This is a genomic window from Rhabdobacter roseus (genome assembly GCF_014202275.1).
Lineage (GTDB): Bacteria > Bacteroidota > Bacteroidia > Cytophagales > Spirosomataceae > Rhabdobacter > Rhabdobacter roseus.
Map to the genome: position 1 here is coordinate 495698 of NZ_JACHGF010000002.1, position 24835 is coordinate 520532.

Genomic DNA, 24835 nt, shown 5'->3' on the forward strand with positions numbered 1-24835 from the left:
CTTGTGCTGCTCTTAACCCCTACCCTACATACCGACTACGAACTGATCGACACCGGCGGTTTCGAAAAGCTGGAGCGCTTCGGCGAATACGTACTCACTCGCCCCGAGCCGCAGGCCGTTTGGGACAAATCGTTGCCGGAGGCCGACTGGGAAAAACGCTCGCATGCCCTCTTCAAACGGGATAAAAGCTCTCCGGAAAAAGGGCAGTGGATCACCAAGCCCGGAATGCCTGACCGCTGGGTGATGCAGTACCGTACGCCCCGCCTGCACTTACGCACCCGCCTCGCGCTTTCGTCGTTCAAGCATGTAGGTATTTTTCCCGAGCAAGCTACCAACTGGGACTACATTGCCGACAAGCTGGCACTGGTGCCCGACGCCAGCCCGACGGTACTTAACCTATTTGCGTATACCGGGGCGGCTTCCCTGGCCGCCAAAGCCGCCGGAGCCGACGTTACGCACGTCGACGCGGTGAAGCAGGTGATCAGCTGGTCTAGGGATAATATGGAGCTGAGTGGGTTGGACAACATCCGGTGGGTCGTCGAGGACGCCATGAAGTTTGTGAAGCGGGAGGTGCGGCGCGGGCGCAAGTACCACGGCCTCATCCTGGACCCGCCCGCCTACGGCCGGGGCCCCGAAGGAGAAAAGTGGCTGCTGGAAGAACAAATCAACGAAATGCTGCGGCTTTGCGCCCAGCTACTACACAAAGAGAATTACTTTTTTATCATCAATCTTTACTCACTGGGTTTTTCGGCCCTGATTTTAGAAAACCTGGTGAAAGCCCATTTTGGCCATCCGGCGCAGCACGAACTGGGTGAGCTGTACCTGCTCGATTCGTTCGACAAAAAATTACCGCTCGGAGTTTTTTCCCGTTTTTCGGATCTGACTGTGTAAAATACGTCGTAATTCCGCAATTTTGCATTTAGCTCGAAAAAGCCCCGTCCGGTTTTTCTTTTTCGAATTCGGCGTTAGCGATGAATGAATGTCCTCTGTTAGTAAAGGCCTGGGTAGTCCTGTCCCTCTGGATAGGCACCAGCTGCTTGGTATCGTGCCAAACCGATGCCCGAAACGCTACGCGTATACCTCCTCCCGCTACCAAAAAAATGAAATCCAACTGGCAGAAGGACGCTATTTTGGCGTTGTCTAATGCCATTGACCGGCGCATCGACCTGGACGCTAACTTGTACAAAAGAAGTAGGATTTACTTGGATAACGAAGAGTACAACCAGGCCTTGACGGACATTAACCAGGCGATTGGTAGCCGGGATAACGTGGGCGAATACTACCTCTTGCGGGCTAAAATTAACCGTGAACTCAATGCCATTGACCAGGCCCTGGAAGATGTACAGCGCGCCGAAGCGCTGCAGCAGTCGAGCCCGGAGCTCTACGTACTCATGGCCGACATTTTGCAGGAAAGAAAAAGCTACCGGGAAGCCCAGCGCTACCTGAACCGTGCCGTGCAAATGGCTCCATACGAAGGCAGCGCCTACTATGTAAAAGGCATGATGCAAAGCCGCTTGGGTGACACCCTCTCGGGTTTGGCCAGCCTGGCTCGTGCCATCAATTACAATCCACGATTGCTCCGGGCCTACCAGCAGAGTACCGTTATCTATACCCGGCTGGGTGACCTGACCAACGCAATTCGCTACAACGACCTGGCCCTTAAGCGATTCCCCAAAGATCCCGAGTTATACTTTGAAAAAGCGGAGATCTATCGTTCTGCTCACCAGCTCGACAGCGCCCTGTTTAGCTATAAGAAAGCCGTGGCGCTGGACCCGGCTCTGCCCCATGCCTACTACCACATGGCTTCCATTTATTTTAAGTGGAAAGTGTACGCTCCCGCTCTTCGCGCCTACGAGGAGGTACTTAAGCTCAATAAGGATTTTCCGCAGGCTCACTACCTGATCGGGCTGTGCTACGAGCGGCTGGGAAACTACGATAAAGCCAAGGAATTCTACACCCTGGAAAACGAACGGGATGCCGATGAACCCCTGGCCCGGGCGGGCCTCTGGCGAATCCAACGCTACGAATCCATGCGTTATGCACCGGCCTCCGACTTGATCGAGGATGAATCCGATCCCCGCTTGGTCCCTCGGGTACTTGACACTACCCGCATCAAGATCAACACGATTCAACCCCGTCGTACCCTCGATATGGGCACGGATACCAGTCGGACGATCCGAATTAAATAAGATCAGAATTACTACAATACGAATCAAATACAGTTCCCCTGAATGAAAGATCAATCCAATATTAAAATTACCCTTCCCGACGGTAGTACCCGCGAATACCCCCAAGGTATATCGGGGCTGGAAATTGCCCAGAGCATCAGCGAAGGGCTGGCCCGTAATGTGTTGGCCGCTCAGGTAAATGGTGAAGTGTGGGATGCCACCCGTGCCATTGATACCGACGCCGACGTAAAGTTACTCACCTGGAACGACCCCGAAGGGCAAGCCACCTTCTGGCATTCATCCGCTCACTTACTGGCCGAGGCCCTGGAGGCGCTTTACCCCGGCGTGAAGTTCGGGACGGGACCTTCCCTTGAAAAGGGCTTTTACTACGACGTAGACTTGGGGGAGCACTCTATCTCGCAGGAAGATTTTCCGAAGATTGAGGCTAAAATGCTGGAACTGGCCCGCCAAAAAAATGCTTACGTACGCCAACCTATTAGCAAGGCCGAGGCCATTGCCTTTTTTACCGAGAAAGGCGACGAGTACAAGCTAGAGTTGATTGATGGCCTGGAAGATGGCTCCATTACCCTCTACACCCAGGGAGGCTTTACGGATCTCTGCCGGGGCCCGCACGTGCCGGGGACCGGTTTCATCAAAGCGGCCAAACTAACCAACGTAGCCGGAGCCTACTGGCGCAATAAGCAGGAAAACAAAATGCTGACCCGCATCTACGGCATTACGTTCCCGAAACAAAAAGAGCTGGATGACTACCTGACGCTAATCGAAGAAGCCAAAAGACGCGATCACCGTAAGCTGGGTAAAGAGCTGGAATTGTTTACGTTTTCAGAAAAAGTAGGACAAGGACTGCCGCTATGGCTGCCCAAGGGTGCCATGCTGCGCGAGCGACTGGAAAGCTTTCTGCGCAAGGCACAGCTCCGGGCGGGGTACCTTCCGGTGGTAACGCCCCACATTGGAAGCAAGGAACTCTACGTTACCTCGGGGCACTGGGACAAGTACGGGAAAGATTCCTTTCAGCCCATCAAAACCCCTAACGTGGGCGAAGAGTACCTACTGAAGCCAATGAATTGTCCGCACCACTGCGAGATTTACAAGTCGTCGCCCCGCTCGTACCGGGACCTACCCCTGCGCCTGGCGGAGTTTGGAACCGTGTACCGCTACGAGCAGAGCGGTGAGCTGCACGGCCTGACCCGCGTACGCGGTTTTACCCAGGACGACGCCCACATTTTCTGCCGTCCCGAGCAAGTGAAGGAAGAGTTCGTCCGGGTGATCGACCTGGTCCTTTACGTATTCCGTACGCTGGGCTTCAACGAGTACAGCGCCCAGATTTCCCTTCGTGACCCTGACGATAAACAAAAGTACATTGGCAAAGACGAAGATTGGGAAAAGGCCGAAAGTGCCATCATTGAAGCGGCGCAAGAGCGCGGTCTCAACACCATAACCGAACTGGGCGAAGCCGCTTTTTACGGCCCCAAGCTTGATTTTATGGTACGCGATGCGCTGGGGCGCAAATGGCAGCTGGGTACCATCCAGGTGGACTACCAGCTTCCCCAGCGCTTCGAACTGGAGTACGTAGGCTCGGACAATCAGAAGTACCGGCCCGTAATGATCCACCGGGCCCCCTTCGGCTCCATGGAGCGCTTCATTGCCATCCTGATCGAGAATACCGCCGGGCAATTCCCGCTCTGGCTCTCACCCGACCAGATTGCCATTTTACCCATTTCGGACAAGTACTCCGACTACGCCGATGAGGTTTTCTTTGCCCTGCAAGACAGCGACATCCGGGGATTTGTGGATCACCGTGACGAAAAAATTGGCCGGAAAATCCGGGATGCAGAAGTATCCAAGGTACCTTTCATGCTTATAGTGGGAGAAAAGGAGCAGGCCGAAGGCAAGGTTTCCATCCGTCGCAAGGGAGAAGGTGATTTAGGAACCATGCTGATCGCCGAATTTGCCGCGTTTTTCCAAAAAGAAGTCAAAATAGCTTGACAACTTTATTTTTTTTGTCTATTATTCCCGGAGCAGGCACTACTTTTGTGAAGTGTCTGTTTTAACTCGTATATTATTCACCACAAAACCCAGTTTATTCACTCAAATCCAACATATGGCATTAAGAAGACCCCCACGCGTCAGGTCCCGAGTTCCCGAAGAGCCCTATCGTATCAACGAACGCATAACGGCCAAAGAAGTCCGTTTAGTCGGAGATAACATCGAGATAGGTATTTATGAAACAAGTAAAGCCCGAGCCATTGCCGAATCTCAAAGTCTTGATTTGGTTGAAATCGCTCCTACCGCGGTTCCGCCCGTCTGTAAGGTAGTTGATTACTCTAAATTCAAATACGAGCAAAAAAAGAAACAGAAGGAGATTAAGGCCAAGGCGCAGAAAGTTGTGATCAAGGAAATTCGGTTTGGTCCTAATACTGACGACCATGACTTTGAATTTAAAGTAAAACACGCAACTAATTTTCTAAAAGAAGGCTCCAAGGTAAAGGCTTACGTTCACTTCGTGGGTAGGACTATCGTGTTCAAAGAGCGGGGTGTTAATCTACTGAATCGTTTTTCTGAGGCGCTGACTGACTTCGGAAAGCTGGAAATGGAACCGAAGCTGGAGGGCAAACGAATGACCATCATTCTGGCTCCTCTGCCGCCCAAAAAGTAAGGCCGGTTTTTATTTTTATATCGCTCTATATCTTTTAGCTAATAGATTCATCGTAGGTAGTTTGTGTCTTATCACAAGCGACCTACGATTTTTTTTTTAAATGAATCTTCGTAGATTTGCAGGCTGTTTCAAATTACTTCAACAATTAATACCGATTTGTCATGCCAAAAATGAAATCAAACTCCGGAGCTAAGAAGCGTTTTGCGCTGACAGGCACCGGGAAAATCAAGCGCAAGCACGCTTTTCACAGCCACATCCTCACCAAAAAGTCAACCAAGCGTAAGCGTCGCTTAGTGAAGACTACCCTGGTGGATGACACCGAAAAGCACCGCGTCATGCGTCTCCTGGCACTTTAAGTGCTACCTACCTACTTTGTTTAGTTGGTTTTTACTTGTTAAACCCGGCTGCTGGTAATAAGCCTCTTTTTTAGAAGAGCGCCAACCGCCAAAAAACATTCGAATTTATGCCACGTTCAGTAAATCACGTTGCGTCGCGTGCAAGACGTAAGAAAATCTTAAAGATGGCCAAAGGGTACTTTGGTCGTCGGAAAAACGTTTGGACCGTTGCCAAGAATGCCGTTGAGCGCGCTTTGCAATATGCCTACAAAGGTCGTAAGCAGAAAAAGCGCAACTTCCGCGCGCTGTGGATTCAGCGTATCAACGCTGGTGCCCGTCAAAACGGGCTATCCTACTCGGCCTTCATTGGTAAATTACACGACTCGGGTATTGAGCTCAACCGGAAGGTACTGGCTGACTTAGCCATGAACCATCCGGAGGCTTTTAAAGCCATCGTTGAAAAAGTAAAATGAAACAGCCTATCCCCGCTCCGGCGGGGATTTTTTTTGCCCATTCTGCTCAAAGTACCTGCTTCCCGTTTCTTCCCTGCGCACCACTATATCCCTATCCGTGCGAATCACAAGTACCTGCGCTGACACGCCTACTGCCATTGTACTTTCCCATACTGCCAGTAAATGGCACTTTTCGACATTCAGCATTGAGGGTGATGTACCGGTAGAATATAATCTGTCAATTTGTCACAGTAGCTTCCTGAGCTAATCACTGGTATACCCTTTTTGCTTTTTTGATCCAGACAAAAAGAACTTCAATAAAACAGTTTTGATACAATGGGAAAAATTATCGGCATTGACTTAGGAACAACCAACTCCTGCGTAGCTGTCATGGAAGGTAATGAGCCAGTAGTGATCGCTAACAGCGAAGGGGCTCGTACAACTCCTTCGATGGTCGCTTTTATGGACAATGGAAATGGCGAACGTAAAGTAGGTGCTCCGGCTAAACGTCAGGCCATTACCAATCCTAAGCACACCATCAGTTCCATCAAGCGTTTCATGGGCAAACGCTACGATGAAGTATCCAGTGAAATGAAAACAGTGGCCTACGATGTAGAAAAAGGCCCTAACAATACGCCACGGGTGCGCATCGGAGAGCGTCAGTACACGCCGCAGGAAATCTCGGCTTTCATTTTGGTAAAAATGAAGCAAACCGCCGAAGACTACCTGGGCCAGGAAGTAAAAGAGGCCGTTATTACGGTACCTGCTTACTTCAACGACGCTGAACGCCAGGCTACCAAAGAAGCCGGTCAGATTGCGGGCCTGGATGTAAAACGCATCATCAACGAGCCTACCGCTGCGGCGCTGGCCTACGGCCTGGATAAGCAAAACCAGGATATGAAAATCGCCGTTTTTGACCTGGGTGGCGGTACTTTTGATATTTCAATTCTTGAACTTGGTGACGGGGTCTTTGAAGTAAAATCTACGGATGGAGATACCCACTTAGGTGGTGACGATTTCGATCAGGTGATTATCAACTGGCTGGCCGACGAATTCAAAAAAGACGAAGGGTTGGATCTTCTGCAAGATCCTATGGCGCTGCAACGGTTGAAAGAAGCCGCCGAGAAAGCCAAGGTAGAGCTTTCAAGCTCTACGCAGACGGAAATTAACCTACCGTATATCTTCCCGGTAAACGGCATTCCTAAGCACTTGGTACGTTCGCTCTCGCGGGCTAAGTTTGAGCAACTGGCCGATCAGCTATTCCAGCGGATGATGGAACCCTGCCGCCGGGCCATGAAAAACTCCGGCATTAACACCAAAGATATTGACGAAGTGATTTTGGTAGGAGGCTCGACCCGGATTCCTCGCGTGCAGGAGGAAGTGGAGAAGTTTTTCGGACGGAAACCATCTAAAAGTGTAAACCCTGACGAAGCGGTAGCCATTGGGGCGGCCATTCAGGGCGGGGTACTTACGGGTGAGGTTAAGGATGTACTGCTTCTGGACGTTATCCCTCTGTCGCTGGGTATCGAAACCCTGGGTGGGGTATCGACCAAGCTGATTGAGGCCAACACGACGATTCCTTCCAAAAAAACCGAGACATTCTCTACGGCCGCTGACAACCAGCCTTCGGTAGAAATCCACGTCTTACAGGGAGAACGGCCCCTGGCCAACCAAAACCGCACGCTCGGCAGATTCCACTTGTCGGACATTCCTCCGGCACCGCGCGGAGTTCCCCAAATCGAAGTGACCTTTGACGTGGATGCTAACGGTATTCTTAACGTGTCGGCACGCGATAAAGGAACCGGCAAGGAGCAAAAAATTCGCATCGAAGCTTCCAGCGGTTTAACGGATGCTGAAATCAACCGTATGCGGGAAGAAGCCAAAGCCAACGAGGCTTCCGATAAAGCCGAACGGGAAAAAATCGAGAAGCTCAATGCGGCCGATACCATGCTTTTCTCTACCGAGAAACAGCTGAAAGAATACGGCGATAAACTGTCGGCTGGCAATAAGTCGGCCATTGAAGGCGCGCTAGGCGAACTTCGCACGGCTTATCAGGGACAGGATTTGTCGGGCATCGACGCGGCTATGGAGAAGCTCAATGCCGCCTGGCAGGCTGCTTCTCAGGAAATTTACGCGGCCGGACCACAGGATGGTGCCACCGCTGGTGCACCGGATGGCGACGGATCTGCTCAAAGCAAGGCTACGAGCGATGACAACGTCACGGATGTAAACTTTGAAGAAGTAAAATAGGGCTGATATTGCCCCACTAATCCCCACCGGACTTTTTTGGTGGGGATTTTTTTTACCCCGCACCATTGACAAAAATAAAATAGCCTGCTTCATTGGGTAATGGATTTACCTAAAGGAATTGGTATCGTTTTTTTAAAGCAAGCATTGTTCAACAAACGATAAACAGATATGAACTTCAACATCCATTCTCCTGAATTAGCTTATTTATCGCCTACAACGCGTGAAAGAGCGATAGTGATCGCTCAACAAATGATTTTACATCAACGGGTATCGCCTAAGGAGGCAATTCGTGAGGCCATTAACGTAGCTAAGAACTGGGCCGTGAAGAGTGTAAATCGGCAAGTATGGAAACGACTTAAAAAAGCAGATCGGGAAGCCATATGAGTCAGGGAAAATTTGAAAATCAGACTGTTATTGTAACGGGAGCCAGCTCTGGGCTCGGCAAAGCCTGCGCCATTCATATGGCAGGCCAGGGAGCCAACGTCGTGATCAACTACCACAGCGGTAAAGACAAAGCGGAAGAAGTGTTGGAAGAGGTGGAAAAGAAGGGCGGTAAGGGGATCATAGTAAAAGCAGATGTGAGCAAAGAAGACGCTGTACTGAAACTTTACGAAGCTACCCTTAAAGAATACGGAAAGCTGGATGTTCTGGTCAGTAACGCGGGTATGCAGGTAGATGCCCCCTTTCTGGATATGACGCTGGATCAGTGGCAAAAGGTAATTGACATCAACCTTACGGGCCAGTTTCTCTGTACCCGGGAGGCCGCCCGCCAGTTCATGAAGCAGGCCAAGGGCAAGAAGTCCTCGACGGCTATCGGCAAGATGGTCATGATGAGTTCGGTGCATGACATCATTCCCTGGGCGGGCCACATCAATTACGCGGCATCGAAGGGTGGTATTCTCATGTTGATGCGCTCTATTGCTCAGGAATTGGCCCCACACAAAATACGGGTCAACGCGGTAAGTCCGGGTGCCATCAAAACGGCTATTAACAAAGACGTGTGGGAAGATGAAGAAAAGGCAAAAGAACTACTCAAACTCATCCCCTACCAACGGATTGGAGTAGCAGAAGACGTCGCCAAGGCCGTAGCCTGGCTGGCTTCGGACGAGTCGGACTACGTAAACGGAGAAACCATCTACATCGACGGCGGTATGACCCTTTATCCTGAGTTCTCGGACAACGGCTAAGGCAATTAATACTAAGTCTGGTACCTTGTAAGTAGCAATGTACATTATTTTTAACACAACGAGACAAACGCTCTTGGGCAAAAGAAATAATCAAAAAAACTCCCACAGGTACCTGTGGGAGTTTTTTTGATAGGCGCTAACTAATCTATAGCTGTTAAATCACCTGGTTTATTTTTTCAAAACGGCCGCTTCTTTACCTTGAGCGGCGTCCTTTTTAAGCTTTTCATTGGCCACAATAACCACTTCAACCCGCCGATTTTGCTGACGACCCGCCTCGGTATCGTTGGAGGCAATAGGCTGCATTTTACCGTAGCCAACGGTATCGAGCCGTTTACGAGCCACCTTATCCGAGCGCAGGTACTGGGCTACGGCGGCGGCTCTACGCTCCGACAGCTTCTGGTTGTAAGCCTCGGTACCTTGTCCGTCGGTATGGCCTTCAATCAATATTTCGGTGTCTTCATACTTTTGAAGTACCTCCGCCAGGTTATCCAGGTTCTTTTTGGTAGCGCTCGTAAGCTCTGCGGAATCAAACCCGAACAGCAAGCCCGAATCAAAAGTCATCCGGATTCCCTCTCCTACGCGTTCCACTTTAGCACCCTCCACGCTCTTTTCAAGCTCTTTGGCCTGCTTATCCATGTAGATGCCAATTACTGCTCCGGCTGAGCCCCCCACGGCGGCACCAATGATGGCCCCCACGGCGGTATTGCCCGCGGCTTTTCCAATGGCTGCTCCGGCTGCTCCACCGGCTCCCACGCCAATAAGCGCGCCCTTTTCCTGCCTTGATAACTTGCTATTTTTACAACTACTTAGGCTGGATGCCGCTAAGGTGAGCGCAACGAGCCCTATGGTTACTGCTTTCATAGATCAATATAATTAGTGAGTACAAGAATAACTCCTCCTCGTCGTGGGGTACTTACGACATGACTTCTCTTTCATTAATTAGAAGATGGCAAAGCCTACAGTCGCCTGCCATAGATTGCCCTTGCGCTGAAGCTGAGAATTAAGGTTCGAGTTGTTGGTATTGACGTCCACGATATTCGTGACATTTCCTTCGTAGCGAAGATCCAGACTTAGATTCCCAATGTCAAACCCAACTCCCGCCTGGTAACCCAGGGCGGCGCGGTTGAAGTTGTCGCGTACGGATACGGCCCCAACTTCGTTAAGAGCCTCGCGCAAGCCGCCGTTTTGGGCTAGCTGCAAAGAGGCTACCGGGCCGGCATTGAGCCGAAGTACCTGACCGATCCGGATCCCCACCATGACGGGTACATCCAGGTTGGTAAAGCGTACGTCTACTTCATTACGATCATTAGTGAGTCCATCACGGTATACGTTAAACGTACCCCCTTTTTGGGAAAGCAACAGCTCGGGCTGGAGATAGAGTGAATTCCCAAAACGGGCAAAGACCCCACCCACAAATCCGGTAAGCCGGGTGGTGTTTTCACCAATGCGGATGGAAGGATTGGCACTGCTGGCAGCAAACACATCATTTCCTTTAAGTAAAGAAAGGTTTGCGCCTCCTTTTACACCAAACCGAAAAGAGCGTTGGGCCGTGGCTACCTGCGAGGTTGCAATAAGGATTGCAACGAAGAAGAGTATTCTGGTTTTAGTAAGTTTCATAGTCAAAATGGTTTTTTAGTACTATACCCTTTTGTGAAACTTTTATTCCCTGTTCCTACTAAAAGTACCTCTTTGGATTTCAAGTACCTACCCTCGATTGGTCATCCGTCACAGAATGAAGCAAATAGTACAAAAAAAGGGAGGCGAATTAAAACCTAAACACTTTCCTCCGAACGAAGGTACCTAGGTAAGAAAATGGAAATTTACCCAAAATCGGGGAATTAAATACCCATGCTTCTAATCATTTTCTTATTGTTCCATCTGGTACACCTTTGGAACTACGAATGGGTAGTAAAAGCTTTTACCTTTTTCACGACGCGCTATGGAAACCAAAACCACTCTCTACGATTTGCCCACGGCAAGAACCCGTACCTGGCAGGTACTTAATCTGCTGGGCTTCTTGCTCATGGTAGGGCTTAATTTCCTGGCCAATTGGCTCCCTATCAATGGCAATACCACCGGGGCCTTATCGGATAAATACACAAACCTAATCGTCCCGGCCGGAAGTACCTTCTCCATATGGGGGCTCATCTATTTACTGGTGGGCGTTTTTACGCTTTACCAACTAAAAGGCCTCTTCCGGACTGAACGCAGTGTAGTCAATACCCTGGTACACAATATTAAAGGGTGGTTTTTTGCTTCTTCGCTATTGAACGCCTGCTGGATTGTAGCCTGGCATTACGAGCTGTTACCCGTTTCCGTAGCCATTATGCTGGTACTTCTCGCCTCACTGATCCGGATCAACCTGGGATTGTATAACTTGCAGCCCTACCTCAGTACGGGTGAACGTTTCCTTACGCAAGCGTCGTTTGGCCTCTATTTAGGATGGATTTGCATCGCCACTATTCTGAATATTACTACCTGGCTGGTGGCTATCAACTGGACCGGAGGCCTGGAAAATGACTCCTGGGCGGTCATCATGGTGGTAGTAGGAGGACTCGTGGTACTTTATACTTCACTGAAATTAATAAATCCCTACGTAGCCCTGGCGGCCATTTGGGCTTTCCTGGGCATCATCTGGAAGCGGAATGAAAGTGAGCTAACGTACTACTCGATCATCTACACGGCGGCCGGAATGATCTTCTTGCTTGCGCTCGCGGCCCTGTATGGCTTCTTTTCCGGCAAAAAGCACAAAGTACCCCTGCAGCATCCGTCCCTACGCGAAAGCGAACTGTACCGTTGAGGTCGGCTAGAACAAATCGGGACACTGGGTACCAACCCGGCGGCTCCTTCCCGGCATGGTGATTTTCTGCTGCTTGTAAGTACCCCGCTTCTTTTTAGGAGTGGGGCCTTTTTTGGCCTCGTAGGGTAACAACTGAAAGTCGTATTCGGGAATAAAATAATCTTCGCCGTACTCCTCAACGGGTAGTGGCAGGTAGTGCCGCCCCGGAAATTGCAGGGTATCATACTCGTAGTCGTATAAATAGATAGTCACGAAACCATCCCGACTGTATTTAATTCCAATGTCCGAAAAGGGCCCGTCGTCGCGCGCCGAGGCCACCGCCCGAGCCAATTCCTTGTGTTTATCCTTCACCAGGAGGTTCATATTAAACTGAAAAACCCGGTGCGTTGAGTCGATCTGTAGAGCGACGCCCAGGTAGTACTTGGCGTCTTTTATCCTTTCCTGGCCTGCGTACATCACGGCCGTATTATTGATGGCACTTTTGTCCTGGTAGGCCTGGTAGCTCATCCGGGCGTCATCGTACTTTTCCCAATACCGATATACATTCCCTTGATTGACGTTGTAAAACCGGCGCGCCGGAGCCGCGGCCATGCCCGCCTTAAAATCGTTAAAAGCGGCTTCGTACCGGCTACTGGCCTCCTGGTACTGCTGGCGCTGTTCGTGGCGGTTGCCGTGGTAGGCCTGCACAATGCCGCGGTTATTCAGCAGGTAAGGAATCGTAGGATTGGCCTGGACCAAACTATCAAATAGGCTTAGCGAACGATCCAGCTGATCGCTTTCCAGCAACACAACTCCCCAGCCATTTTGCGCCTTGATGTTGGCGGGATTGAGCAACCTGGCCCGCCGAAAGGATTCATAGGCTTTTTTATACATATCAAAGTGGAGCTGTAGGTTGCCGTAATTGCTCCACATCCGGTCGTAGTTTTTCTCATAATTGAGCGCTTTGGCCAGGTACTGGCCCGCCTCGGGGTACTTCTTCTGGTCAATCAGAATGCCACTCATACCTGCCAGCGCCTCGTAGCGGCCAGCGTCCAGCCGAATGGCGCGTTGAAAGTCGGCTTGGGCGGCGGATGTCTTTTTTAAGTAGTATTCTGCGTACCCTTTGCAGACAAACACATCCGCCAGGGAGTGCTTATTTTCGTCAAGCAGGCGCTCGGCTTTTGAAAAATCGGCCAGGGTTTCGGGGTACTTCTGCTGGCCATAGTAGGCTACAGCTCGGCCCAGGTAGGCGGGCAGGTAGGTAGGATAGTCACGCAAGATTCGGTCGAAAAGTACCTTTGCCGCCCGGTAGTCGCGCTTGGTAAGCAGTACGTTGCCCTGGCCACAAAGCGCCACGGGATCGCCCTTACGAAAGGTAGCCGCAATGCGGTAGTAGCGCTGGGCTTCACTAAGCTGCCGCAGTCCGTACAGCGCGTGGCCAATGCCCAGGTACGCATCTCCCCGAAAGGCGCGGTCACCGGTTTCGAGGTACTGGTCAAAAACGTAGCGGGCGGCGGCGAATCGTTCCAGCGAAAGCAGCGCGAAGGCGTAGCGAATTTGGGCTTTGGGATGGCGGCGGGCTACCTTCTCAAAATCGTCCACGGCCTTTTTATCCTTTCCGAGCTTCATCAGGAGGTCGCCCCGCTGCAAGCGGTAGGCGATCAACTCATCCTTTTGCCGTATGGCCGCCGCCAGCTCATTGACGGCCTCTTCCGGCTGCCCGAGCGCTTTGTAGAGCAGGGCTGTGTTGTAGTTCCATTTGCCGGCCGTAGCACCGTGCGGGGTAGTAGCCGCGTAGGTAAGGCCGTCGCTGGTCCGGCCTTCACGGCCGTAGGCTACGAGGGTATTCAGGGTGGCGTATTTGCTTTCTTTATTGTCCTGAAAATCCAGCCGGGCAGCCGGATAATGCTTGGTGAGTAAACGAATAAGTCCCCGATGGTATCGGAAGCGGTTTTCGTCGGTACCCAAATTCAGCGATTCCATCAGGCGGTAGGACTTAGTAAAATCCCCCGATAGGGCCTGAATAACGGCCTCGTTGTTTACAAACTGGAGGGAATCGGCGGAAGTATATAGTTGGCGATGGTACGTTTCGTAGCGTTTTTTAAGGTCAAGGAGGTCACGCCGGTACTGAGGGCTGTGCAGCAGAGCGGGATTATTATCCTGAAAAGACTGGTTAAAAACGGGGATAAGACGTTCCATAACCTGCTGGCACTCGCGGAAATCCTGGGCTATAGCGCCAGAGCCACTACCCGCTATCCACACCAAACCCAGGCCGACAAGTTTACGACTTACACGTTTCCAAACCATGTACGTAAGTGATGGCATTTACCCGAACCTACAAGAATCTTGACAAAATTGCAAAAATCGGGCAAGGATGGGCCTGTTTATTTAGTAACGGGTCAATTTTTATAAAAAAAAGACTATTTCAAATGCTTGTTGTCCCAATGGGTGATCCCGTCTTTCTTTCCTTTTTGAACACAAAAAAATGAATCACTCCGGTTGTATCTTCGCCAGACGTCTATTTTTTAAAGAGATTTTTCAGGCCTGCCAGCCACTTTATTTTTGCGGCACCTCCCAGCGTAATCATGTCAAGTACCTGATTGGCGCTAAGCCGTTTGGCGGGCTGGGTCTGTAACAATCCCTGGATCAGGTTCTGGCTTTGCTTGGAGACGGCGGGGTTGAGCAGGGACGGACTCAGGTACTCTCCCTTGGCAATTTTGCGCTGCCATTCGGTTTCTTTTTTGGCCGTAAAGGGCAGGTACCCCGTTAGCATTTCGTACAGAATCACCCCCAAAGCCCAGCAGTCGGAGCGGGAATCTTGCATTCCGTTTAGCTGCTCGGGGGCCATGTACCCGGAAGTACCCACCACGTGCCCCTCGCGGGTGAAGCGTGGGGTATAGCTGGCCTTCGCAATCCCGAAATCAAGTAGCTTGGCTTCGGAGCGGGAGGTGATTTTGACGTTGTCCGTCTTTAAGTCACGATGAATAATCCCTGCCTCGTGCAAGTACGCTACGGCCGAAACTACCTGGCCGAAAAGCGGTAGCGCTTCCACTTCGCTGAGGTACTTGCGCTGGCGGATGTAGTGATGAAGCGTAACCCCATCGACGTACTCCATCACCAGGTAGGTGCGTTTTAATTCCACGCAAAAATCGTATACTTTGGCAATGTGCTGATGCTCTACCGACGCCTGGATGCGGGCTTCGTTCTGAAAGCGCTGGCCCTGCTTGGCGTCGTGAAGAAACTTTATAGCCACCTGGCGGTCCGTAGCCGGGTGGTAAGCAAGGTATACCTCCCCCGCTCCGCCCGTCCCGAGCCAGCGCCTGAGTTCGTATCCTTTGAGCGGTGGGTGCATGGTTGTCAGTAATAGAGGTACTTAGCTACTTTTTTTAATAATCTCGAGGTACCTGAGGCAGAGGCAACTACCCCAGTACCGTAGCCGCCAGCCGCCCCAGGTTGAGCGTACGGGCGTTGGATTCGATGATCTCGCGGTAGAGCCCGCCCGACTGGTACAACGACTCGTGCGTACCCTCGCCGATCAGGTGGCCGTCTTTAAGGACATAGATCTGGTCGGCGTCCATGATCTGGCTGATGGCGTGGGAAATAATTAGGACCGTACGTCCTTTTTTAATGGCGTCGAGGCTGTCTTTGATCTGCTCGGACGTGATGGCGTCCAGGCTGGCGGTGGGCTCGTCCAGAAACAATATGGGGGGATTTTTAAGAAACAAACGGGCAATGGCAATGCGCTGCTGCTGCCCGCCCGAGAGCGCCCGCGCTTCGGAAGCGTAGCCCTCGGGGAGCTGCATGATTTGCTCGTGCAGGCTGGCTTTACGGGCCGCTTCTTCTACCTCCGCCGCCGTAGCATCCAGCTTCCCGTAGCGGATATTTTCTTCGATAGTACCCCCAAAAATATGGTTCTTCTGCATCACGAGCCCTACGTTTTGCCGCACAAAATCGCTGTCGTAGGCCGCAATGGGCTGGCCGTCTAGCAGTACCTGGCCGCGGGTAGGCTCGAAAAAGCCAGCCAGCAGATTCATGGCCGAGCTTTTGCCCGCGCCCGAGAGCCCCACCAGCGCGGTGGTTTTGCCGGGAGCCAGCCGCAGGTTAACCTGGCTCAGGGCTTGCTTGCCGTTGGGGTACACAAAATCTACGTCTTTCATCACAAACTCACCCCGCAGATCCGGGGCCGTGAGGGTACCTTGCGAGGGGAGGTAGGTGTCGTTTTCGATCATGTCAAAGAAGCCTTCGGCGTAGGTGAGTGCCTCGGTGTACTCGTCGTAGATTCGGTGCAGGTGCCGAACGGGGGCCGAGACGTTGTTGAACAACATGAGGTGGAGAAGTATGGCCCCGATGGTCATTTGCTGCTGGAGTACGAAGTAGATTGTCACCACAAACACCAGCACCACGCCCAGCTGCTCGGCAATGCTCTTGAGGCCATCAAAAAGGTAGTTGGTGCGGTGGTGGCGGATCTCGTTTTCGCAGAGGTTGAGGTTAAGTACCTGCTGCCGACCCGACTCGTACTTTTCGCGCACAAACGATTTCACCACAAAAATAGACTCCAGCAGGCCAAAGAGCGCCTGGGCTTTTTCTTCGCGGACGGTTTGGATACCCCGCCGGATCTGCTTCTGGCGGTGCGACTGCTCCCGACTGATGTAGGCGTAGAGCGGCAAAATGAGCGTAGCCACAATCCCGACCCAGTAGTTTTTGTTGTAAATAATCAACAAGGCCAGAGCGGCGTTAGCCAGCATCGGGATGATGTCCACAAAAAGATTCTTGACGGTTTTGGTCAGGCTCTCGATGCCCTTGTCGATTCGCTTTTCCAGGCGGCCGGTTTGGTTTTGGGAAAGCGAAAAGAAAAACAAATGGTACGACACCACCCGCCGGATGCTGTGGTCATAGAGGTCGGCCCCGAGCCGGAACCGGAGGCGGTCGCTCACAAACTTTTGTCCCAGCTGTACGCCCAGGCTAAGGCACTCTTTCCCCAGCAAGATAGCCACCAAACCGCCTACGATAGTCCACACTTGCCGCGCAGGTACCGGATGGTTGAGCATTTCCTGCACCCGATTGACCGAGTACTCCATCACCAGGGGCGTTACCTGCGCCAGCAAGGCCCCCGCCATCGTGAACAGCAACGCCAGGCCCAGGCTGGTCCGGTAGGTTTTGACCCACGGCCAGAGTTTTTTCATAAAATGAAAGGTATTCATGGGAGGCGGGGCTACGAGATGGGACGGATAAACTCCTTGGTGTTGTACTTGGCGTCGGTTTCGTAGTCGTAGAAAAGCTCCGTCATCGACGCCACGATGTGCGGATCTTCGGTCAGGAAAGCCGTGAGCTTGGAGGACCGCCCGCTGGCCGTGGAGCCACTCCCCAAAATACACACGCACAGTCCCCGGTGAATCCCCGGCTTGGTTTCGATGGGTGCGCTGATGTATAGCTGCACGGGCAGGGTTTTGTTAATTTTCGTAACCTCAATGCCCAGTTCCGCCATTTCACGAATGGTTTGGGAGTGGTCGTTGTAGAGCTGCGTGATCAGGGAGGTGTGCGGATCAGAGGCTTCGGGCGAGTGGTTGGGCTGAGGTACCATGAAGCGGTTGTGGTGCGGGATGAGCTCGTTTTGCTGGAGCAGGGCCGTACTGCCGCTGCGGTAGGTATCTACCGATACCTGCTCGTTGATGACCTTCCCCAGGTACTTCAGGAAAGCGTGGTTGGCCCCGTCGTTCTGATCGTTCAGCGTCACCACCTGTACCTGGGCGTCGCTACCCATTTTCTGGAGGTAGATGGCCGCTTCTTTGAGCTTATTATTCACGTCGGTGCAATCGCGCTGCAGGGCATCTACCTTCAGGGCGTAGTCAAACTGCGTGGCGGTACGGAGCTCGTGGGGCTTAAGGCCCGCGTGCCGGGCCACGTAATCCATCCGGAAGGGCGAAATGGCCTCCACACGGGCAGTATTGGACAAGATCAGCAGGTTGTTCCCCTGCGATTTGGCCGACTCGATGACCTTCGTGACGCCCTCAAGTACCTCACCCGCGCCTTCCATCAAAAGTACCTTTTCGTTCACCTTCCCGCTCACATCTACCATGAGGGTGTTGAGGGACTGCGTCGCCTCCACCAGCAGGGACGTTTGTACCTTAATACTCTCCATATTTTGGAGATTGAGGCGCTCTTTCTGCCGGTTGATTTTCTCGGTAGTAATGGCCACAAACAAGCCCACGAAAATCCCGACGATGCCCCCCATCAAACCCGCAATGTCCAGGTCACGGATGTAGCGGTCGATGCCGGGACTGAAGTAAACCTGGGTGTCGGTCCACTTGCCGGTAGCGGGGTCTACTTCGTACTCGCTAAGGTAGTGGGCGGTGTCATCGAACACATAGTGCCATTTGAAGCCCATCGAAATAACCAGGGCCAGGAAAGGAATCAGGAAGAAAAACGTGAACAGGAAAGGGTGCTTGCGGATGATGTCAAAAAGCACGTTAAAGAAGCCTTCGTCCTCCTGGTTAAAAGATTGAAGTTCGGGGAGTTCAGGTGCCGGAACCGGGGTCGTGTTTGTGTACATACGGGTTAAGGGAGAAATAGTACCTGACAAAGGTCACCATTCCTCCCCCCCGGCAAAATCCCTAAAGACCTGGATTTTAGGTATAGGAAAACCTGTATATCGCTCTGCTCTGGCCGCACAAGTACCCTACAAGTACCTTTCAACACCCATTGGCACGTACAGGTACCCTTCTCAAAGTACCTTGCTAGCCGAGGCTTTTACTCGCCTCCGACTGTGCCTCTACCCGCAGGCTTTCTCCAAGTACCTGCACGGCTATATCTTGGTCGGATAAGTTATGAATCAGCACTTTATCTTTGAGTACGTCGACCTGGATCCAGGTACCTCTAAAGCCCAGTCGAAACGTGTAGGACGCCCACTGCTCCGGCAGGTAGGGATTGAGCACCAGCTGTCCGTCGCGCACCCGCATACCGGCAAAGCCCTTCACGACGCTCATCCAGGTACCGGCCATGGAGGTGATGTGCAGGCCGTCTTCGGTATCGTGGTTATAGTCGTCGAGGTCCAGACGGGCCGTGCGCAGGTACATCTCGTAGGCCTTCTCCTGGAGCCCCAGCCGCGCCGCCAGGATGGCGTGCACGCAGGGCGACAGCGACGACTCGTGCACGGTCATGGGTTCGTAGAAGGCAAAGTTCCGCCGCAGGTCTTCTTCGTCAAAGTCTTCTTCGAAGAAGTACATCCCTTGAAGTACATCGGCCTGCTTGATGAAACACGAGCGCAGGATGCGGTCCCACGACCAGCGCTGGTTGATGGGCCGCTGGTCGGCGATGGCATCCACGGTAAGGAGCTCTTTGTCCAGAAATTCCTGCTGCTGCAGGTACACCCGCCGCTCGGGGTCGTAGGGGAAGTACATGTGCTGGATGATGTGCTCCCAGGCGGGTACTTCTTCGGCCGCGTTGAACTGCGTGCGGGCCTCGATGTCGGCCCAGCGCTCAGGCTCTTGCGCCTGCACTTGGCCGTATACCTGGGCCGTATAACGAAGCGTCCAAACAGCGATGTAGTTGGTGTACCAGTTGTTGTTGACGTTGTTTTCGTACTCATTAGGGCCCGTTACGCCCAGCATCACGTACTGCTGCTTGGCGGCCGACCAGTTGACTCGCTGCCGCCAAAACCGCGAAATCCCGATCAGTACCTCCAGGCCGTACTCGGCCAGGTACCCTTCGTCGCCGGTGTAACGTACGTAGTCGTGGATGGCGTAGGCAATGGCCCCGTTGCGGTGAATTTCCTCAAAGGTAATTTCCCACTCGTTATGGCACTCCTCGCCATTCATGGTCACCATAGGATAGAGCGCCGCCCCAAAGCTGAAGCCCAGCTTCTCGGCGTTTTCGATGGCCTTGGGCAGGTGCTTGTAGCGGTACACGAGCAGATTACGCGCCACCTGCTGCTCCGAGGTAGCCAGGTAAAACGGCAGGCAGTAGGCCTCCGTGTCCCAGTAGGTACTTCCGCCGTACTTTTCGCCCGTAAAACCCTTGGGGCCGATATTCAGCCGCTCGTCTTTGCCGGTGTAGGTTTGCTGCAAATGAAAAATATTAAAGCGAATGCCCTGCTGTGCTGCCAGATCACCCTCGATGGTAATGTCGTTTTTCTCCCATTTTTCGGCCCAGGCCCGCACCTGTTCCTCGTACAGCACATCGAAGCCCTTCTCGGCCACGCGCCGCAGGTACTTGTATGCCTCCTCCATCAGCAGGTGGTTGGGGTAGTTCATCGACGACAAGTTAACGCCGTACTTGTACACCGTCAGCTCCTGGCCTTCTTTCAAAGGTACCTCCACGACACCCGCCACGTACTTCTCGTCCCGCACGGGCTGCGATTTAAAATCAACACGCTCGCCGTCGAGCGCCAGGTCAAAGCACATGCTGGTGGCTACCTCAAACCGCTCGACCCCGTACGGGTTGGCTTTGGTTTCGAGCAGCAGACAGCCTTCGGCAAAGCCCGTTTCTTTACGCAGTTCGTTCCAGAAGGTTTCGTCGTAGTTGGCGTCGCGGTTGCGTATATTGCCGTCCAGGTAGGGCGTAATGGTGAACGTATCTTCAAAATTGAGCGGTGTGAGCCGGTACCGGATTGCCCCGGCCTCGTCGTCGACGAGGCTGCAAAAGCGGGTCGATTCTATCTTCAACTCCCGACCCCGCGACAATACCACCACCGCCGTGCGTCGAAGTACCCCTTCACGCATGTTGAGCTCCCGCCGAAACGTCCGGACTTCGCAGGTACTTAGGTCCAGTACCTCCTCCCCCACCTGCACATCGATCCCCACCCAGTTGCAGGCGTTAAGTACCTTGGCAAAGTACCTCGGGTAGCCGTTTTTCCACCAGCCTACGCGCGTCTTGTCGGGAAAATAAACACCCGCCACGTAGTTGCCCAGCAGCGACTTGCCCGAGTATCGCTCTTCAAAATTGCCGCGGTGGCCCATGCGGCCGTTGCCCAGGCTCATCAGGCTTTCGGTGATTTCGTTATGTTCGGGATAAAAACCATCTTCGACGATACACCAGGCGTCGTGGGTTATGTAATTTTTCATGAACAGGGGGAGGGTTACGTACTACTATTTCTGGAAAAGGGTCATTAAATCATGCAGCGAAAAATCCTTAAACCCTGGAATCACGCGGTCGGCGGCGGCAAGTACCTCCGGATCGCCCACGCCCACGGCTTTCATGCCCGCAGCCCGGGCGGCTTCTACGCCCGCCACGGCATCCTCAAACACCACGCAGGCCGCGGCAGGTACCCGGAGGTCGGCGGCCCCCAGGGCAAATGTCTGCGGATCGGGCTTGCCCCGGCTGATGAGGGTGCCGTCCACGATGGTATCAAAGTAGGGCAGCATGTCGAGGTGCTGCAAGATCAGGCGGGCGTTTTTACTGGCCGAGCCCAAGCCAATTTTGATCCCGGCCCGACGCACTTCGTTCATAAAGTCCAGCACGCCGGGCAGTACCTCCTGGGGCGTTATCTGGGCGCAAAGCTCCAGGTAGTGCTGGTTTTTTTCGGAGGCGAGTTGTTCTTTGGTGTCTTGGTCAAGTACCACGCCGCCCAGGCGCAGGATGATGTCCAGCGACTCCATGCGGCTGATGCCTTTCAGCTGTTCGTTTTGGGTTTCGGAAAGATCAAAACCCAGCTGCTGGGCCATGTGCCGCCAGGCCAGGTAATGGTACTTGGCCGTGTCAACAATGACGCCGTCCAGATCAAAAAGGCAGGCTTGTAAAGAGGACATGCAAAAAAAAGCAAGGTGAATGTGCCCCCAATAAACAATTTATCGGCCGATCTTACAACTTTCGGGTTTGGGAAAAGTACCTGTAAAGTACCTCCGCGGGTTGGTAAAGCCCACCTTGGGAATTTTAAGCCCTTCCGTAGTGGGCCCGAACGGGGGTACTTTGTGAGAATATGGTTAAAAAATGGGGCAATTGATGGTACTTTGGCCGCTGGCTGCTTTCTTTGAAGCTATCTTACTTAAAGTACCCGTATCAACGTCCTTAACCCATGATTCAGCCTGACAACCGTGCGCATAAACTGATTATTTACCAAATCTTCACCCGCCTTTTTGGTAACCAAACTACCACGAACAAGTTCTACGGAAGTCGAGACGAGAACGGCGTAGGGAAGTTCAACGACATCAATGACGTGGCGCTGCGCGAACTGAAAGCCTTTGGCGTAACGCATATCTGGTATACGGGCGTCATCGAGCACGCTACCCTTACCGACTACTCGGCCTACGGCATCGCAGTAGATCATCCGTTTATCGTCAAAGGCATAGCCGGGTCACCTTACGCCGTTAAGGATTATTACGACGTAAATCCCGACCTAGCCGTCAACGTCAAGGAGCGTTTTCAGGAATTTTGCGCCCTGGTGGAGCGCACCCACCAGCACGGCATGAAGGTACTTATTGACTTTGTGCCCAACCACGTAGCCCGCCAGTATCGCTCGGACGCCAAGCCGTCGGGAGCGGAGGATTTTGGGGAGCAGGATGATGTGAGCCAGGCCTTCCTACCCAACAATAATTTTTACTACTTCCCCCACGAAGATTTTGTAGTACCTGAGGGCATCACTCCCCCGGTACCCATGCGGGAGATGTACCTCGAGCGCCCCGCCAAGGCTACCGGAAATGACGTGTTTCAAGCCCAGCCCAGCAAGAACGATTGGTTCGAAACCGTAAAGCTAAACTACGGGGTAGACTACCAGCACGGCCGCGTTACCTACTTTGATCCTATCCCCTCCACCTGGCTAAAAATGCGCACGGTGCTCCGCTTCTGGGCCGACCAGGGCGTGGACGGCTTCCGCTGCGACATGGCCGAAATGGTACCGGTGGAGTTCTGGGGCTGGGTGATTCCGCAGCTCAGGGAGTCACATCCTGACCTGATTTTCATTGCCGAAATCTACAACCCGCGCGAGTACCACAACTACCTCAAGCACGGGCACTTTGATTACCTCTACGACAAGGTAGGGCTGTACGATGCGCTGCGCAGGCTGATGGAGGGGCGCGGTACCGTAGAAGAAATTACCGAAGTATGGCAGCAGGAGTCGGGGGATATTGGTGAGCACATGCTCCGCTTTCTGGAAAATCACGACGAGCAGCGCATCGCTTCCCGCTTTTTTGCCGGAGATGCCTTCGTGGCCCTGCCCGCCATGACCCTGAGCGCCACCCTGCATACGGGTCCGGTGATGATTTACTTTGGGCAAGAAGTAGGCGTAGCGCCCAACCAGGCGGAGGGCTTTCAGGGCGACGACGGCCGGACCAGCATTTTTGACTACTGGGGGGTCGTGGAGTTTCAGCAGTGGGTCAACGGCGGCAAGTTTGACGGGGGTGCCCTGACGGACCGCCAGAAGGAGCTAAGGTACTTTTACCAAAAGCTCAACCACTTCTCACGCCGTCACGAAGCCATCTACCGGGGTGGCTTTTACGACTTACAATATGTCAACATCGACGGCCAGAGCCCCAACTACGACAAAACCCGCGTGTACAGCTACCTACGCCATACCGAAAGTCAAAAGGTACTTTGCGTGTACAACTTTGACCGGGAACGTAGCTTCAGTACCTCCGTTCGGATTCCCGAAGGGGCCTGGGTGGGTACTTTAGGGTTGGATTTGGAGAAGAAGTATCTCTTAAAGGAAATCTTTCCGGAAGCGGGCCTGGAGATCGAACTGAGTGGCCGCGATCTTACCGGGCCGGGGGTACCTTTGCACCTACCTCCGCTGGGTTTTTATTTGTTGGAAATCAACGTAAAGTAAAGTACCCCGTACATCACGTACGGGGTACTTCAAGCTTCCGGACTGGGCAGAAAAAATTCTCGCCCGGTTCGGGTACCTGATTAAAGTGGTGCTAAAAAGCCAAGTACTAGATCACGATGGTGTCGTGGCCGTGTATTTCTTCTCCTTCGTAGGTACGCCACTCGTCGGCAATGTCTGCGCCTTCGGCAGCGGTACGAGGTAGTACGCCAATCACGATGCCCCCTTCCTCAATGCTGCTCTGGTAGTATTCAGCGCGCTCTTTCGGGATACCTGATCCAACGAGCGCCCCAATGAGGCCACCCGTAAGGCCGCCCGCACCGGCACCGGTGAGCCCAGCCACGATCGGCCCCGCTATGATGAGCCCTAAGCCCGGAAGGGCTACGGCAGTACCCAGAGCGGCCAGCGCCCCTACTATGGCTCCGGCGGTGCCTCCAATGGCGGAACCTACCCCGGCTCCTTCCATGGATCGGTTGCCCAGGTCTGACTTGTGATCGCCCTCTTTAAAGGTGTCGTGGGTTTCGTCAGACATCAGTACCGTGATTTCGTCGGCGGTATATCCCCGCCGAATCAACGAATCGTAGGCGCGGTCGGCATTATCGCGGGTTCTGAATACGCCCGTCAAAGTACCGGGCTGGCTACCTGCATTACTCAATGGTTCCATTTCTAAGCTTGTTTAAGATGAAGTTTTGGAGCTGTTATGCATTAGCTTGTTATTACAATTGTGCCGGAGCCATTCGTCACCGAAATGGAAGGGGCCTAAAAAAAGGGAAGTCCACGCTTGGGAGCTCGTTTAGCCCCCTACTTGCACTCCATTGACGTAAAAGTACCCCCTTGCCCGCCTGAGGGCCCAATCAGTGGCAACTATTTTTTCGGCAGGCGTGTCGTGGCAATTCCCGGCAGGGCTCTCCTTAGTGGAAGCAAATACTCAGTCTGACGCGGCTTTTCTTCACCCGCTGCCTACCCTGTACTTCTTTGAGGGGTACTTACAAAAAAATACACGATCTGAAGATTATCAGCTAGAGAATTTTAGCAGGAGAACGGAGCCCATTTCCCTTCCCTTTGCCGTCCAAGAGTAGCTGCTAGCTTCTTTTGAGAGTGCTGAGGACCAATTGAACTATTTGACTATTTTTAATAAAGTATTCGATTAATCGCCGATTGATAACTAAAATTCTTTATCTTAGTTAATCATTCATCCAAGATAAAGACTCTTTTGCGTTCGAAATCGCCATTCA

The 24835-nt window shown here is 52.8% G+C and carries 20 protein-coding genes; 11 read left to right on the forward strand and 9 right to left on the reverse strand.

Features of this window, described 5'->3' with window-relative positions:
* Nucleotides 1–3: 3 nt before the first annotated feature.
* The 9 genes from HNQ92_RS07105 (at nt 4) to HNQ92_RS07145 (ending at nt 9069) form a co-directional block, all read left to right on the forward strand.
* Nucleotides 4–891, forward strand: a complete 888-nt coding sequence (locus tag HNQ92_RS07105) for a class I SAM-dependent methyltransferase (RefSeq protein ID WP_184172611.1) — start codon at nt 4–6, stop codon at nt 889–891.
* 209 nt (nt 892–1100) lie between these two features.
* Nucleotides 1101–2189, forward strand: a complete 1089-nt coding sequence (locus HNQ92_RS07110; RefSeq protein ID WP_184172613.1) for a tetratricopeptide repeat protein — start codon at nt 1101–1103, stop codon at nt 2187–2189.
* Nucleotides 2190–2231: 42 nt separating this feature from the next.
* A complete protein-coding gene (gene thrS, locus HNQ92_RS07115) occupies nt 2232–4175 on the forward strand; it encodes a threonine--tRNA ligase (RefSeq protein ID WP_184172615.1) in 1944 nt (647 codons plus the stop codon).
* A 115-nt stretch (nt 4176–4290) separates the two neighbouring features.
* Nucleotides 4291–4845, forward strand: a complete 555-nt coding sequence (gene infC / locus HNQ92_RS07120; RefSeq protein ID WP_184172617.1) for a translation initiation factor IF-3 — start codon at nt 4291–4293, stop codon at nt 4843–4845.
* A gap of 161 nt (nt 4846–5006) precedes the next feature.
* Nucleotides 5007–5201 carry a 50S ribosomal protein L35 gene (rpmI, locus tag HNQ92_RS07125; protein ID WP_184172619.1) on the forward strand — a complete coding sequence of 65 codons (195 nt, stop codon included), beginning with the start codon at nt 5007–5009 and terminating at the stop codon, nt 5199–5201.
* 107 nt (nt 5202–5308) lie between these two features.
* Nucleotides 5309–5653, forward strand: a complete 345-nt coding sequence (gene rplT / locus HNQ92_RS07130) for a 50S ribosomal protein L20 (RefSeq protein WP_184172621.1) — start codon at nt 5309–5311, stop codon at nt 5651–5653.
* Between the two features lie 315 nt (nt 5654–5968).
* Complete coding sequence (dnaK, locus tag HNQ92_RS07135) at nt 5969–7882, forward strand: molecular chaperone DnaK (RefSeq protein WP_184172623.1); 1914 nt, start codon at nt 5969–5971, stop codon at nt 7880–7882.
* A gap of 168 nt (nt 7883–8050) precedes the next feature.
* The gene (locus tag HNQ92_RS07140; RefSeq protein ID WP_184172625.1) at nt 8051–8266 is read left to right on the forward strand and encodes a hypothetical protein; all 216 of its coding nucleotides are present in this window, start codon (nt 8051–8053) and stop codon (nt 8264–8266) included.
* Entirely contained in the window at nt 8263–9069 is an 807-nt protein-coding gene (locus HNQ92_RS07145) for a glucose 1-dehydrogenase (RefSeq protein ID WP_184172627.1), read from the forward strand. Before HNQ92_RS07140 ends, HNQ92_RS07145 begins: the two co-directional genes overlap by 4 nt.
* Nucleotides 9070–9237: 168 nt before the next feature.
* On the opposite strand, the gene HNQ92_RS07150 is transcribed toward HNQ92_RS07145, so the two are convergent.
* Nucleotides 9238–9930 carry a YiaD family glycine zipper/OmpA-like lipoprotein gene (locus HNQ92_RS07150; protein ID WP_184172629.1) on the reverse strand — a complete coding sequence of 231 codons (693 nt, stop codon included), beginning with the start codon at nt 9928–9930 and terminating at the stop codon, nt 9238–9240.
* Between the two features lie 78 nt (nt 9931–10008).
* On the reverse strand, nt 10009–10686 hold the full coding sequence (locus HNQ92_RS07155) for a porin family protein (protein WP_184172631.1): 678 nt from the start codon (nt 10684–10686) through the stop codon (nt 10009–10011).
* 322 nt (nt 10687–11008) lie between these two features.
* Between HNQ92_RS07155 and HNQ92_RS07160 the strand changes: the two genes are divergently transcribed.
* A complete protein-coding gene (locus HNQ92_RS07160; RefSeq protein WP_184172633.1) occupies nt 11009–11869 on the forward strand; it encodes a hypothetical protein in 861 nt (286 codons plus the stop codon).
* Nucleotides 11870–11875: 6 nt separating this feature from the next.
* On the opposite strand, the gene HNQ92_RS07165 is transcribed toward HNQ92_RS07160, so the two are convergent.
* The 6 genes from HNQ92_RS07165 to pgmB form a co-directional block, all read right to left on the reverse strand.
* Entirely contained in the window at nt 11876–14047 is a 2172-nt protein-coding gene (locus HNQ92_RS07165) for a tetratricopeptide repeat protein (RefSeq protein WP_246439739.1), read from the reverse strand.
* Nucleotides 14048–14366: 319 nt separating this feature from the next.
* Nucleotides 14367–15200: a serine/threonine-protein kinase gene (locus HNQ92_RS07170; RefSeq protein WP_184172637.1), complete on the reverse strand. Its 834-nt coding sequence runs from the start codon at nt 15198–15200 to the stop codon at nt 14367–14369.
* A 67-nt stretch (nt 15201–15267) separates the two neighbouring features.
* A complete protein-coding gene (locus HNQ92_RS07175; RefSeq protein ID WP_246439772.1) occupies nt 15268–17031 on the reverse strand; it encodes an ABC transporter ATP-binding protein in 1764 nt (587 codons plus the stop codon).
* Between the two features lie 29 nt (nt 17032–17060).
* On the reverse strand, nt 17061–18398 hold the full coding sequence (locus HNQ92_RS07180) for a hypothetical protein (protein ID WP_184172641.1): 1338 nt from the start codon (nt 18396–18398) through the stop codon (nt 17061–17063).
* A gap of 184 nt (nt 18399–18582) precedes the next feature.
* Nucleotides 18583–20907 (reverse strand): family 65 glycosyl hydrolase domain-containing protein, encoded by a 2325-nt coding sequence (locus tag HNQ92_RS07185; RefSeq protein ID WP_184172643.1) that lies wholly within the window; start codon nt 20905–20907, stop codon nt 18583–18585.
* A 24-nt stretch (nt 20908–20931) separates the two neighbouring features.
* Nucleotides 20932–21591 carry a beta-phosphoglucomutase gene (gene pgmB / locus HNQ92_RS07190; protein WP_184172645.1) on the reverse strand — a complete coding sequence of 220 codons (660 nt, stop codon included), beginning with the start codon at nt 21589–21591 and terminating at the stop codon, nt 20932–20934.
* 266 nt (nt 21592–21857) lie between these two features.
* Between pgmB and HNQ92_RS07195 the strand changes: the two genes are divergently transcribed.
* Nucleotides 21858–23603, forward strand: coding sequence for an alpha-amylase family protein (locus HNQ92_RS07195; RefSeq protein WP_184172647.1), 1746 nt, complete (start codon nt 21858–21860; stop codon nt 23601–23603).
* Between the two features lie 106 nt (nt 23604–23709).
* Here HNQ92_RS07195 and HNQ92_RS07200 read toward each other — a convergent pair whose 3' ends face one another.
* The gene (locus tag HNQ92_RS07200; protein WP_184172649.1) at nt 23710–24264 is read right to left on the reverse strand and encodes a hypothetical protein; all 555 of its coding nucleotides are present in this window, start codon (nt 24262–24264) and stop codon (nt 23710–23712) included.
* Nucleotides 24265–24835: the final 571 nt, after the last annotated feature.

Coding starts and splice junctions, on each gene's coding strand:
- HNQ92_RS07195 (WP_184172647.1), top strand. CDS start 21,858: ATGATTCAGCCTGACAACCGTGCGCATAAACTGATTATTTACCAAATC.
- HNQ92_RS07200 (WP_184172649.1), bottom strand. CDS start 24,264: ATGGAACCATTGAGTAATGCAGGTAGCCAGCCCGGTACTTTGACGGGC.
- pgmB (WP_184172645.1), bottom strand. CDS start 21,591: ATGTCCTCTTTACAAGCCTGCCTTTTTGATCTGGACGGCGTCATTGTT.
- thrS (WP_184172615.1), top strand. CDS start 2,232: ATGAAAGATCAATCCAATATTAAAATTACCCTTCCCGACGGTAGTACC.
- HNQ92_RS07110 (WP_184172613.1), top strand. CDS start 1,101: ATGAAATCCAACTGGCAGAAGGACGCTATTTTGGCGTTGTCTAATGCC.
- HNQ92_RS07180 (WP_184172641.1), bottom strand. CDS start 18,398: ATGTACACAAACACGACCCCGGTTCCGGCACCTGAACTCCCCGAACTT.
- infC (WP_184172617.1), top strand. CDS start 4,291: ATGGCATTAAGAAGACCCCCACGCGTCAGGTCCCGAGTTCCCGAAGAG.
- HNQ92_RS07165 (WP_246439739.1), bottom strand. CDS start 14,047: ATGGAACGTCTTATCCCCGTTTTTAACCAGTCTTTTCAGGATAATAAT.
- rpmI (WP_184172619.1), top strand. CDS start 5,007: ATGCCAAAAATGAAATCAAACTCCGGAGCTAAGAAGCGTTTTGCGCTG.
- HNQ92_RS07150 (WP_184172629.1), bottom strand. CDS start 9,930: ATGAAAGCAGTAACCATAGGGCTCGTTGCGCTCACCTTAGCGGCATCC.
- HNQ92_RS07185 (WP_184172643.1), bottom strand. CDS start 20,907: ATGAAAAATTACATAACCCACGACGCCTGGTGTATCGTCGAAGATGGT.
- dnaK (WP_184172623.1), top strand. CDS start 5,969: ATGGGAAAAATTATCGGCATTGACTTAGGAACAACCAACTCCTGCGTA.
- HNQ92_RS07160 (WP_184172633.1), top strand. CDS start 11,009: ATGGAAACCAAAACCACTCTCTACGATTTGCCCACGGCAAGAACCCGT.
- HNQ92_RS07155 (WP_184172631.1), bottom strand. CDS start 10,686: ATGAAACTTACTAAAACCAGAATACTCTTCTTCGTTGCAATCCTTATT.
- HNQ92_RS07140 (WP_184172625.1), top strand. CDS start 8,051: ATGAACTTCAACATCCATTCTCCTGAATTAGCTTATTTATCGCCTACA.
- HNQ92_RS07170 (WP_184172637.1), bottom strand. CDS start 15,200: ATGCACCCACCGCTCAAAGGATACGAACTCAGGCGCTGGCTCGGGACG.
- HNQ92_RS07175 (WP_246439772.1), bottom strand. CDS start 17,031: ATGAAAAAACTCTGGCCGTGGGTCAAAACCTACCGGACCAGCCTGGGC.
- HNQ92_RS07145 (WP_184172627.1), top strand. CDS start 8,263: ATGAGTCAGGGAAAATTTGAAAATCAGACTGTTATTGTAACGGGAGCC.
- rplT (WP_184172621.1), top strand. CDS start 5,309: ATGCCACGTTCAGTAAATCACGTTGCGTCGCGTGCAAGACGTAAGAAA.